Source organism: Streptomyces pathocidini, assembly GCF_001418495.1.
Taxonomy (GTDB): Bacteria; Actinomycetota; Actinomycetes; order Streptomycetales; family Streptomycetaceae; genus Streptomyces; species Streptomyces pathocidini.
This window is the reverse complement of sequence record NZ_LIQY01000074.1, coordinates 17,310-27,541: the sequence shown is the minus strand read 5'-3', so window position 1 is coordinate 27,541 and position 10,232 is coordinate 17,310. Positions and strand designations below refer to the sequence as shown.

The window sequence follows — 10,232 nt, the reverse complement described above, 5'->3', positions numbered from 1 at the left end:
CACCAGCACGACCCCCCGCGCCCCGGCGTCCACCGCGGCCTCGAAGAGCAGCGGATCGGCGTCGGCGTGGTGCATCACCATGTCCACGCGCGGCAGTTCGGCGTCCACCGCCGGAACGGCGAGCGGCGCGACCCGCTCGGGCCGGCGCGCGATGTGCACCCGCCCGAACCCCACCTTCCCCACGGGCTCGTTGGACGGATCGGCGAACGCGTCGGCGGCGACGGTCTGCATCTTCACCGTGCCCCGCGCGGCGTGCACCCGCCCGGCGAAGACGGTGAGCACTCCGAGGTCCTCGACGCTCGCGGCGGTCAGCAGCGCGTCGTACAGGTTCCCCGACGCGTCCCCGTCCACGGCCTCCAGGGGGCGCTGGGCGCCGGTGAGGACAACGGGGCGGGGATCGCCGTGGTGGAGGTCGAGCAGAAAGGCCGACTCCTCCAGGGTGTCGGTGCCGTGCGTGACGACGACGCCGTCGACCGACGGGTCGCCCAGGACGTCGTGCACGGCCCGCAACAGCGCGAGCTGGTGCGCGGTGGTCAGCCGGGGGCTGTTGACCGTGAACAGGTCGACGATCTCGGTCCTGACCCCGTCCGGTACGACGGCCGCGGCCAGCACGTCGTGCCCGGCCGCGTCGGCGGCGTAGCCGTTGCCCTGCCAGCGGCTGGCTATCGTCCCGCCCGTGGTCACGACGACGATCCGTCGCATGCCCTGCTCACCTTCTCTCGCCTGTCCCGGATTTCCGAATGTCCCGGATTCTCCGAAATCGAAAAACCTTCCGAGAGGCAAGAATAGAGAATTCCGGCGGCAATGCGCTGGCGAGATGACGCGCATCATCCCCAGAACCGTGGCAGATAATGGCCCTGTGGACGCCATCGACCGCAACATCTTGCGCGAGCTCCAGCAGGACGGCCGCCTGACCAACCAGGAGCTGGCCCAGCGCGTGGGCCTGACCCCCTCCCCGTGCCTGCGCCGCGTACGCCAGCTGGAGCAGGAGGGCGTGATCCGCGGCTACCGCGCGGTGCTCGACCCGGCCGCAGTCGGCCGCGGCTTCGAGGTGCTGGTCTCGGTGGAGGTGCAGCGCGACCGCGCGACGGTGGAGGCCTTCGAGACCGCGCTCCAGGAGCTCCCGGACGTCGTCGAGGCCTACCGCCTCTTCGGCAGCCCCGGCTGCCTGCTGCGCATCGCGGTCGCGGACATCGACACGTACGAGCGGCTGTGGATCGAGCGGATCACGGCGCTGCCGGGCGTGACGGAGGTGAACTCCCAGATCGTGATGAAGCACATCAAGGAGCCGACGGGCCTCCCCGTCGCCACCCGCCCCTAGGCGCCTCTCCCACGGGTTCTACGGGTTCACAGGTCCCGCGAGTTCTACGGGTTCACAGGTTCCGCGGGCTTTCGGCCGCGGTGCAGCGCGACGATGCCGCCCGTCAGATCGCGCCAGGCGACCTCGGACCAGCCCGCCTTCTGGAGCCGGGCGGCCAGCGCGGGCTGGTCCGGCCAGGCGCGGATGGACTCGGCGAGGTAGACGTACGCGTCGGGGTTGCTGCTCACCGCGGTGGCGACCGGCGGCAGCGCCCGCATCAGGTACTCGCTGTAGACGGTGCGGAACGGCGCCCACGTGGGGTGGCTGAACTCGCAGATCACCACGCGCCCGCCGGGCCGGGTCACCCGCAGCAGCTCGGCCAGCGCGCTGTCCGTGTCATGGACGTTGCGCAGCCCGAAGGAGATCGTGACGGCGTCGAAGACCCCGTCGGCGAACGGCAGTTTCGTGGCGTCCCCGGCCGTGAAGGGCATGTGCGGATGGCGCCGCTTGCCCTCCCGCAGCATGCCGAGCGAGAAGTCGCAGGGCACGACATACGCCCCGGCCGCCGCGAACGGCTGCGAGGAGGTGGCCGTGCCCGCGGCGAGATCGAGGATGCGCTCGGCGGGGCGCGCGCCGACGGCCTGCGCCACGGCCTTGCGCCACAGCCGCGCCTGCCCCAGGGACAGCACGTCGTTGGTGAGGTCGTACTTGGCCGCCACGTCGTCGAACATCGCGGCGACTTCGTGCGGCTGCTTGTCCAGGGAGGCTCGCGTCACGCGCCCATTCTGGCAGGCGGCGGGCGGCGCCCTAACGGCGGCGGTGGACGAGCCGCCCGCCGAGCACGGTCGCCACACACGTCCCGGCCCCGGCCTCGGCGAGCGCGGCGAGCGGGTCGCCGTCGGTGCGCACGTCGAAGACGGCGAGGTCGGCGCGGCCGCCCGGCACGGGCGCGGCCGTGAAGGCGCCGTCACAGGCCTCCCCGGCCAGCGGGTCGAGAGGGGTCGCGGACCGGACGCCGGACGGCGCCGCGGCGGCCACCACGAGCCCGGCCCGCTCGACGGCGGCCCGCACCTCGGGCACCTCGAAGGGCCCGACCACCGCCGTCGTCCCGTGCGCCAGCATCCGCTGGACGCCCCGCCGGGCGCTCTCACCCGGCCGTGCGGCGGCCAGCGCCGCGTTCATCACCGGCTCGGTGCCGAGCGCCTCCGCCTCACGCGGATCCGGGTGGTACACCGCCTCCAGTAGCCAGCCCGCCTCACGGTTGACCAGCCCCGGCGTCAGCAGCCCTGGCCACCGCCGCACGCGCGCCCGCGGGCACTCCGCGACCACCTTCTCGTACGGCCCGGCGAAGGCGATCCGCGCGCCCTCCACCACCACCGCCCCGCCCCGGACGAGTTCGTGCCCGGGGCCGGTCCACAGGACCTCTGCGGCGTGAACGGTCAGCACGGCGGCGTCAGTTGGCCTCGATGAGCTTCAACTCGGGGTGGGCCGTGCCCCCCTCGATCGCCACCGAGGACAGATGCGAGACGACGTGGTCGTCCACCGGGTCGTTCGCCCGGTCGTCGTGCACGACCAGGTGCTCGTACGTCGTCGCGCGCTGCGCCGGCACGCGGCCGGCCGCGCGGATCAGCTCGATCAGCTCCATGCGGTTGGAGCGGTGCCTGGCGCCGGCCGAGGAGACTACGTTCTCCTCCAGCATCACCGAGCCGAGGTCGTCCGCGCCGTAGTGCAGGGACAACTGGCCCACCTCCTTGCCGACGGTCAGCCAGGAGCCCTGGATGTGGGCGACGTTGTCGAGGAACAGCCGGGCGATGGCGATCAGCCGCAGGTACTCGAAGATCGTGGCCTGCGTCCGGCCCTTCAGGTGGTTGTTCTCGGGCTGGTAGGTGTACGGGATGAAGGCGCGGAAGCCGCCCGTGCGGTCCTGCACGTCGCGGATCATCCGCAGGTGCTCGATCCGCTCGGCGTTGGTCTCGCCGGTGCCCATCAGCATCGTGGAGGTCGACTCGACGCCCAGCCCGTGCGCCGTCTCCATGATCTCCAGCCAGCGCTCGCCGGACTCCTTGAGCGGGGCGATGGCCTTGCGCGGCCGGGCCGGCAGCAGCTCGGCGCCCGCGCCCGCGAAGGAGTCCAGGCCCGCCGCGTGGATCCGGCCGATCGCCTCCTCCACGGAGACGCCCGAGATCCGGGCCATGTGCTCGACCTCGGACGCACCCAGGGAGTGGATCACCAGCTCCGGGAACGCCTTCTTGATGGCCGAGAAGTGCTCCTCGTAGTACTCGACGCCGAAGTCCGGGTGGTGGCCGCCCTGGAACATGATCTGCGTGCCGCCGAGTTCGACCGTCTCCGCGCAGCGCCGCAGGATGTCGTCCAGGTCGCGGGTCCAGCCCTTGGCCTTGTCCTTGGGCGCGGCGTAGAACGCGCAGAACTTGCACGCCGTCACGCACACGTTGGTGTAGTTGATGTTCCGCTCGATGATGTACGTCGCGATGTGCTCGATCCCGGCGTACCGACGGCGGCGCACGGCGTCGGCGGCGGCGCCCAGCGCGTGCAGCGGCGCCGACCGGTACAGGTCGAGCGCCTCCTCCGGGGTGATACGGCCACCGGCGGCGGCGCGGTCAAGAATGGACTGCTGGTCGGCGCGCTCGCTCACCGGGCCTGGTCCCTTCCGAAGGGTGCGTTGACGGACGGGATTCAGCGTACGCCAGGGGTCCGACAGCCGACCCGACAGCCCGCCCGAGGCACCCGTCACGCGCGCGGCTCAGGGATTCCGGTACGCCCCGACCGCGGCGAAGCAACCGCACGCACGCGTGGCCCGGTCCGCCGTCGGCCCGGTCCCGGCGATGGTTGCGGGAAGTACCCGTACGCGCGCGTTGGCTCAGGCTCTACGCGCGCGTGGCTCAGGCCTTCGCGGCCAGCAGCTCCACTCGTACGTCCGCCGGGAACCCGGTCGTCGGGCCGACCCGGCGCGCGAACTCGGTGACCCCGGCGAGCTGTTGCGTGCCGAAGCGGAAGTCGAGCGTGGTGAAGTAGCGCTCCAGCAGCTCCGCGTCGAAGGTCTCCCAACGGGCCGCCTGCTCGGCGACCTTGCCGACCTCCTCCAGGGACAGGTCCCGGGACGCCAGGAACGCCTCGTGCACCTCGCGCACAGTCCTGGGCTCGCGTGCGAGGTAGTCGCGGCGCGTGGCCCAGACGGCGAAGACGAACGGCAGCCCCGTCCAGTCCTTCCACATCCGCCCGAGGTCGTGCACCTGGAGGCCGAGTCGGGGCGCGTCGTGCAGCGAGGCCCGCAGGGCCGCGTCCCCGATCAGCACCGCCGCCTGCGCCTCCTGCATCATCACGCCGAGGTCCGGCGGGCAGGTGTAGTAGTCCGGCTCGATCCCGTAGCGCTCGGCCAGCAGCAGCTGGGCCAGGCGTACGGACGTCCGCGAGGTGGAGCCCAGCGCCACGCGCGCGTGGTGCAGCTGCTCCAGCGGCACCTGGGAGACGATCACGCAGGACATGACCGGGCCGTCGCAGCCGACCGCGAGGTCGGGGAAGGCCACGAGGTCGTCGGCGTTGCGGAGGAACTCGACGAGCGTGATCGGCGCGATGTCGAGCTCGCCGCGGACCAGCTGCTCGCTGAGCCTCTCCGGGCTGTCCTTGCTCAGCTCCAGATCGAGCAGGGTGCCGGTGCGGGCGAGGCCCCAGTAGAGGGGAACGCAGTTCAGGAACTGGATGTGGCCGACCCGGGGACGGCTGCGCCAAGAATGGTCCACATCCGGAGGCTAGACCCGTCGGTACAGATCTTTCGCGCCGGGGTGGATTCCCAGCGCGCCGCGGGCGCACAGCGAAGGGAATTCCGCCCCATTCACCCGATTGCTTCGGCATAGGCCTCCGGCATGAAAGGAATCCATGATCGCCCATCCGGATAACCGCCCAGGTCAGGGCGGCGGACCAGGCACGAAACCGCCCACCTGGGTGATCTTCACCTCTTCCTCCGTCGAAGCCCACCGTGCTAGGCTCGCCGCAAGTTGCAGTTTGGTTTCCCTTGCAGTACAGAGCCTGCGGAGCATGTGACGCCGCAGGCTTTTGTAGTTTTCAGACTTCTTGCAGGTTCTGGAGCAGGGCAACCCTTTGGCCCAAGGAGGGCTTATGGCTACCGGAACCGTGAAGTGGTTCAACGCTGAAAAGGGCTTCGGCTTCATCGCCCAGGACGGCGGCGGCCCGGATGTCTTCGTCCACTACTCCGCGATCAACGCGTCTGGCTTCCGCTCCCTCGAGGAGAACCAGATGGTGACCTTCGACGTCACCCAGGGCCCCAAGGGCCCGCAGGCGGAGAACGTCACCCCGGCCTGACCTCTCCCAGGTCAGCCGGCCACAGCGGTCTGAACGCAGTACCCAAGGAGCCCCGCTTCTCCCCACTCCGGTGGGCGGCGGGGCTCCTGCCTTTCCGCCTCCGGCGCCCGGCGCCATCCGGCGCTGGCGTCAGCCGACCGTACCCAGCCGGGGCTTGAGCGGCGGGGTCACGGTGGCGTACGAGCCGAGCTCAAGGCCCGCTTACAGACTGTGCGCCACGGGGTGCAGCGGCTGGTAGATCGGCAGTTCGGCCCCGCTCGGCAGCCGCAGCGCCGCGAGCCGCCCCCACCGCTGCTCGCTGACCGGCCGGGCGATCTCGACACCCTTGGCGGCGAGTTCGGCGAGCTGGGCGTCGAGGTCGTCGCACATCAGATAGAACTCGTGCCGCGGCTCCCCGTCGGTGGGGTGCACCGCCACCTCGGCAGGCGGCAACTTGAAGATGAGCCACCCGCCGCCCGCGTCCACCCCGGGAAACTCCAGCACCTCCCGGATGAACGCCCGATCGGCCTCGGCGTCCCGGCTGTAAACGATGACGTGCGCCCCACTGATCACACTGCCTCCACTCCACGATCCGGCCTACCCTCACATCCTCGCAGCGCGGGCCCCCGCACCCGCGCAACACGACGCCCCGGGCTCTGACGAGCAGGGCCCGGGGCGCGTGCTGCTGTTGCCGCACGGGGGCGTCGGCCGCTCCTCGTTATCCGAACTGGCCGGGCTGGTAGTCGCCCGCCGGCTGCTGGAGCATGACGTTGCCGCGGTTGAAGGCGTTGATGAGGGCGATGGTGCACACCAGGGCCGCGAGCTGGTCCTCGTCGTAGTACTTGGCGGCGTTCGCCCAGGCCTCGTCCGTGACTCCGCCGGCCGCGTCGGCGATGCGGGTGCCCTGCTCCGCCAGCTCCAGGGCGGCGCGCTCGGCGTCGGTGAACACTGTGGCCTCCCGCCAGGCCGCGACCATGTGGAGGCGCGTCGCGTCCTCCCCGTGGTGCAGGGCGTCCTTGGTGTGCATGTCGACGCAGAAACCGCAGCCATTGATCTGGCTGGCGCGGAGCTTCACCAGCTCCTGCGTCGCGGTCGGCAGCGCCGAGTCCGTGACCGCCCTGCTCGCCGCGACCAAGTGCTTGACGTACTTGGCCGCGACCGGGTTCTCGAGGAAGTTCAAGCGAGCGTTCATGGTGCACTCCTATGTCGTTGCAGCTGCCTACACCTCTGTGACGGAACAGCTCGGCGATCTGTGACATGCGAGGTGCGGGTACCCGCATACGCGAAAGCGCCCCCGATCTCGTCCAAGATCGGAAGCGCTTTCCCGGTTCGCTCGGCCCCTCGGCCCGGCTTACGCGGCGGCCGGGACGGTCGCCCGCTGGTCCGCGTCGTCCGCGTCGTACTCGTCGATCGGGGAGGACGTCGCCGACGCGTACGCCTCCTCGTCCAGGATCTTCTCCCGCGCCGAGACCACGACCGGCACCAGCGCCTGTCCGGCCACGTTCGTAACTGCATGCTGTGTATGTACGTTAAGCAGTACGTAGGGGTGAGACGTTCGGTAGGGGTGGGGTCATGGCAAAACCGAAGCGTGTGGGGATCTACGTCCGGATCAGCCGGGATCGCAAGGGGCAGGAGCTGGGCATCCAGCGCCAGGAGAAGGCCTGCCGCGAGCTGTGCGAACAGCGCGGCTGGTCCGTGCACAAGCTGTATCCGGAGAACGACACATCGGCATCGACCACGAGCCGGAAGAAGCGGCCGCAGTACACCGAGATGATGCGTGACGCGAAGACGGGCGTGATCGACGCGATCGTCGTGTACTCGATCGACCGCCTTACACGCCGCATCTCGGAGCTGACGAGCTTCCTCGATGAACAGAAGGAATACGGCTTCCAGTTCGCGACCACAGAGGGGGAAGACACCTCAACCGCCTCCGGCCGCATGATCCTGACCATCAAGGGTGCGGTGGCCCAGCAGGAGACGGAGCGCATGGCCGAGCGCGTGAACGCCGCGCTGCTCCAACGACGTGAGCAGGGCAAGCCTCACGCGGGCGGCAAGCGCCAGTTCGGCTTCGAGGCCGGATCGCACTTCCGGGAGTTGGATGACGAGGAGACGAAGCTCATCCGCGTCGGGTACCAGATGCTGATGAGCCAGAAGACGCCTGGTGATGTGGCCCGGCTGTGGAGAGACCGCAAGACGACCACGCCCGAGGGCCGAGCGTGGACGATTCAGTCGGTCAAGCGGGTGTTCCGATCACAGCGGACCGGTGGCATCGTCACGTACAAGGGTCAGGACATCGGCGACAGCATCTATCCGAGCCCGCTCAAGCGCGAGGAATGGGAGAACGTACAGGCCCTTCTCGACAGCCGGGCCACACCAGCGGCACAGGGTTCGGGCAAGAGGAAGCACGTGTACACGGGCTTCCTCAAGTGCGGGCACTGCGGCGCACCCATGCGCGTGCAGTGGGCGACCATCCAGGGCCGTACTTTCCGGCGAACGTTCTGCCACTCCGCGCAGGGAAACGGGATGGGCGGACTCGGCTGCGGCAAGGTGAGCCGCAAGTACGACTGGATCGAGGAGCGGCTGAACGAGGTGGTGGAAGCCGCCCTGTCGAAGCGGAAGCCGAAGCCGCTACCCACCCCGGACGTGGACCTGGCCGCTGAGATCACCGGTGTCGAAAGCCGCATCCGCCTGCTCCGACTCCGTTGGAAGGACGGGCAGATGGAAGACGAGGACTACTACGACTCCTTGACTCACCTGCGCGGCCAGTTGCAGCAGCTCCGAACGCGAGAGGCCGCTGCCGTCGTTGCCGTTGCGCAGGAGGAGACGGACGCCCTGGCCGTGTGGCACGACGACAACGAGGAGAACTTGGAGCGCCGCCGCGCGATCGTAGCGAGCGTGATCAAGCAGGTCGAGGTCTACAGCATCGGGCGTGGCCGGAGGAAGCCGCCGGAGATCACGTCGATCAAGATCACGCCCGTCGGCGCAGGGACTGAGGCCGGGGAGGAGTAGCCGACGCCTCCTGTCGAGCGGCTATGTAGCTCTCGACAACGCCCGTCATGCGAGCGTCGAAGTCCTCAGGCGGCACCCAGCAGTCCAGCACCTCGGCGATCCAATCAGGCAGCGGTTCCGGTTCCGGCGCGCGATCGGTCAACCGGCGTCACCCCGCGCCAACGCGTCGTCGCGGGCGATCTCCCTGTTCCGAGCCAGGTCCTCAGCGATACCCGCCGCGATGAGAGCGGCACCCGGGGAGTGGCCTGAGCCGACGTATCGCCAGTGCACCTCCACTGTGGTGTCGCGTTCCTCGGCTGAGGCTTCGGGTTGCCGGTACGCGGCGCGTTCCGCTCGCAGTGCCGCGTACGTGGTGGAGTAGCGGCGGGACTTCGTGAGTATGTGGCCGCGGTAGCCGAGGGTGTGGGCCCAGGCCCTGAGCCGGAGGGACCGCAGTTCGGAAATGCCGCCGAGGCGCCAGCAGGCGCGCATGAGGGAGCGGACGTGCGGGGTCACGGGTGCGTGGTCGATGTCGTCGACGCTCGTCACGCGGCGATCGGTACCGCTCGCGGAGCCCTCGGCGGCCCCCTTGGTGACGTACTTGGCCACGTACGCCGCTACCGCTTCGTCGGCGAGTTCGTTCGGATCGTCGAGGGAGCGGAGCGGTCGGACATCGAGTTGTGTGCCCCAGGCCAGTCCGTGCTCGCCAAGGGCTGCACTGTACGGGGTGCGCAGGTGGACTGCTGCCGCCGCCGTCCGTATGACCTCTGCCAGCATGTCCGGCCCCACCCAGGCAGGGGGTTCGCTGTCCGGCCCGCATGCGCCGTCGAGGCGTATGACCGCGTGGAGGTGGATAGCGCCCCGCTGTTGGTACTCGGCGACCTTCGCGTAGGAGATGCGCAACGAACGGCGGAGGGCGTTTCGGGTGCGCCCGGCGCGTGTGGCGAGGTGGTTGTACAGGTTGTCCGTGAACGCCTTCCACAGGCGCCCAGCATGGGTGTGCCACAGGACGTGCCCCACGTAGTCGTAGCAGTCCGGGCAAAAGGGCTGGCCGACAAGCAAGTCGCCCTCGGCGTGGATGGACTGGCAGGTGCGGGAGCGGCCGTGCTCGCAGGTGCCGGCTGAGCGCCGAGGGCGACACGGACGACCGTCGTTGGCCCGGTGCACGGGGCCGAAGGAAGGGGCGGTGAAGGTGACGAACAGCCGGGGGTGTTCGCGTATCTCGGCAGGGACGCTCTTGCCACCGAGAAGCCCAGCACGTACGAGGTGGTAGGTGTCGCCTGCGTGGAGCCGGGAGCAGGCAGGGCAGACGGTGGCGCGGCGGTTGCGGCAGCGGACCAGGAGCCGTTCGCCGGGTTCGGCCGCCGTGTCGTAGTGGCGGAGCACGCCGCCCGTGCCCGCGTCATAGATCGTGGTTGAGCCGGTGAGGTGGATGGGCTGCGCACATCCGCCGGTGGCAGCGATCTGCTCCAGAAGGCGGCCGAGTCGCGGGTCGTTGGCCAGGCGTACGAGGTCTCGGTCTGTCTCGGAGAGTTGGCGCAGGCGCGCCGCATGATCGAGTGCGGCGCGCCTGTCGGCCGAGTGCGTGTCTGCGGTGATGGTGGGGATCTCCCGGGGTGGGCCGCTC

At 70.0% G+C, this 10,232-nt stretch carries 11 protein-coding genes and 1 pseudogene; 3 read left to right on the top strand and 9 right to left on the bottom strand.

The window, feature by feature from the left end:
• Positions 1 to 702, bottom strand: a 702-nt coding sequence (locus tag AOK16_RS05005) for an asparaginase (protein WP_055470992.1), incomplete at its 3' end; no start/stop codon positions are given.
• Between the two features lie 157 nt (positions 703 to 859).
• Between AOK16_RS05005 and AOK16_RS05000 the strand changes: the two genes are divergently transcribed.
• Positions 860 to 1,321, top strand: coding sequence for an Lrp/AsnC family transcriptional regulator (locus tag AOK16_RS05000; protein WP_055470991.1), 462 nt, complete (start codon positions 860 to 862; stop codon positions 1,319 to 1,321).
• A gap of 44 nt (positions 1,322 to 1,365) precedes the next feature.
• On the opposite strand, the gene AOK16_RS04995 is transcribed toward AOK16_RS05000, so the two are convergent.
• The 4 genes from AOK16_RS04995 to AOK16_RS04980 form a co-directional block, all read right to left on the bottom strand.
• Positions 1,366 to 2,076, bottom strand: coding sequence for a demethylmenaquinone methyltransferase (locus tag AOK16_RS04995; protein ID WP_055470990.1), 711 nt, complete (start codon positions 2,074 to 2,076; stop codon positions 1,366 to 1,368).
• A 31-nt stretch (positions 2,077 to 2,107) separates the two neighbouring features.
• The gene (locus AOK16_RS04990) at positions 2,108 to 2,746 is read right to left on the bottom strand and encodes an amidohydrolase family protein (protein ID WP_055470989.1); all 639 of its coding nucleotides are present in this window, start codon (positions 2,744 to 2,746) and stop codon (positions 2,108 to 2,110) included.
• A 7-nt stretch (positions 2,747 to 2,753) separates the two neighbouring features.
• On the bottom strand, positions 2,754 to 3,953 hold the full coding sequence (gene mqnC, locus AOK16_RS04985; RefSeq protein WP_055470988.1) for a cyclic dehypoxanthinyl futalosine synthase: 1,200 nt from the start codon (positions 3,951 to 3,953) through the stop codon (positions 2,754 to 2,756).
• A 247-nt stretch (positions 3,954 to 4,200) separates the two neighbouring features.
• Positions 4,201 to 5,058, bottom strand: coding sequence for a menaquinone biosynthetic enzyme MqnA/MqnD family protein (locus tag AOK16_RS04980; RefSeq protein ID WP_055470987.1), 858 nt, complete (start codon positions 5,056 to 5,058; stop codon positions 4,201 to 4,203).
• Positions 5,059 to 5,434: 376 nt separating this feature from the next.
• Here AOK16_RS04980 and AOK16_RS04975 point away from each other — a divergent pair, with 376 nt between their 5' ends.
• Positions 5,435 to 5,638: a cold-shock protein gene (locus AOK16_RS04975; protein ID WP_055470986.1), complete on the top strand. Its 204-nt coding sequence runs from the start codon at positions 5,435 to 5,437 to the stop codon at positions 5,636 to 5,638.
• A 201-nt stretch (positions 5,639 to 5,839) separates the two neighbouring features.
• Here the strand turns inward: AOK16_RS04975 and AOK16_RS04970 are convergent, their stop codons facing one another.
• The 3 genes and pseudogenes from AOK16_RS04970 to AOK16_RS26320 all read right to left on the bottom strand — a co-directional run.
• Positions 5,840 to 6,190, bottom strand: coding sequence for a VOC family protein (locus tag AOK16_RS04970; RefSeq protein ID WP_055470985.1), 351 nt, complete (start codon positions 6,188 to 6,190; stop codon positions 5,840 to 5,842).
• Between the two features lie 145 nt (positions 6,191 to 6,335).
• The gene (locus AOK16_RS04965; protein WP_055470984.1) at positions 6,336 to 6,809 is read right to left on the bottom strand and encodes a carboxymuconolactone decarboxylase family protein; all 474 of its coding nucleotides are present in this window, start codon (positions 6,807 to 6,809) and stop codon (positions 6,336 to 6,338) included.
• Between the two features lie 159 nt (positions 6,810 to 6,968).
• Positions 6,969 to 7,124, bottom strand: a pseudogene (locus AOK16_RS26320) (dicarboxylate/amino acid:cation symporter); the annotation flags it as partial.
• A gap of 65 nt (positions 7,125 to 7,189) precedes the next feature.
• Here AOK16_RS26320 and AOK16_RS04960 point away from each other — a divergent pair.
• Entirely contained in the window at positions 7,190 to 8,626 is a 1,437-nt protein-coding gene (locus tag AOK16_RS04960) for a recombinase family protein (RefSeq protein WP_055470983.1), read from the top strand.
• Positions 8,627 to 8,764: 138 nt separating this feature from the next.
• Here AOK16_RS04960 and AOK16_RS04955 read toward each other — a convergent pair whose 3' ends face one another.
• Positions 8,765 to 10,147 (bottom strand): replication initiator, encoded by a 1,383-nt coding sequence (locus tag AOK16_RS04955; protein WP_107098271.1) that lies wholly within the window; start codon positions 10,145 to 10,147, stop codon positions 8,765 to 8,767.
• Positions 10,148 to 10,232: the final 85 nt, after the last annotated feature.